1 protein-coding gene and 1 tRNA gene are annotated in these 463 nt (G+C 71.9%); both read left to right on the top strand.

Annotated features, from left to right (window positions below; genetic code table 11):
* The coding region (locus I6F37_RS39200; protein ID WP_276573803.1) for a pirin-like C-terminal cupin domain-containing protein at positions 1-256 on the top strand (256 nt) is incomplete at its 5' end.
* A gap of 70 nt (positions 257-326) precedes the next feature.
* Positions 327-403, top strand: a tRNA-Asp gene (locus tag I6F37_RS39195).
* The last annotated feature ends 60 nt before the right edge of the window (positions 404-463 follow it).

The following is a 463-nucleotide window of genomic DNA, read 5'->3' as shown; positions in this document are numbered from 1 at the left end:
GACGCACGAGGCCGGCCGGATGCTGGTGTTCCGGCCCGGCGATGCGGTGTCGCTCCGGGCGGGCGCGCAGGGCGCGCGGCTGGTCCTCCTGGGTGGCGCCACGATGGACGGGCCACGCCACATCTGGTGGAACTTCGTGGCCTCCTCGAAGGAGCGCATCGAGGCCGCCAAGGAGGCGTGGCGCAGCGGAGACTGGGAGAACGGGCGCTTTCACCTGCCGCCGGGGGACGACCGCGAGTTCATCCCTCTGCCCTGACGGAAACGCTCGGGGGCCGCTCGACGCCGCTTGACGCTCCCGGGGGGCCTCCGTAGAAGGCCCCTCACGCGCGGTTGTAGCTCAGTCGGTTAGAGTACCGGCCTGTCACGCCGGGGGTCGCGGGTTCGAGCCCCGTCAACCGCGCCACTTCTCCCCTTCATGCCAGCGCCGCGAGGATCCGCGCCCAGGAGCGGATGCCCTTGTGGA

Origin of the sequence: Bradyrhizobium sp. NBAIM08, assembly GCF_020193935.1 — a bacterium.
GTDB classification, from domain to species: Bacteria; Pseudomonadota; Alphaproteobacteria; order Rhizobiales; family Xanthobacteraceae; genus Bradyrhizobium; species Bradyrhizobium yuanmingense.
This window is presented reverse-complemented; position numbering and strand designations above follow the sequence as displayed.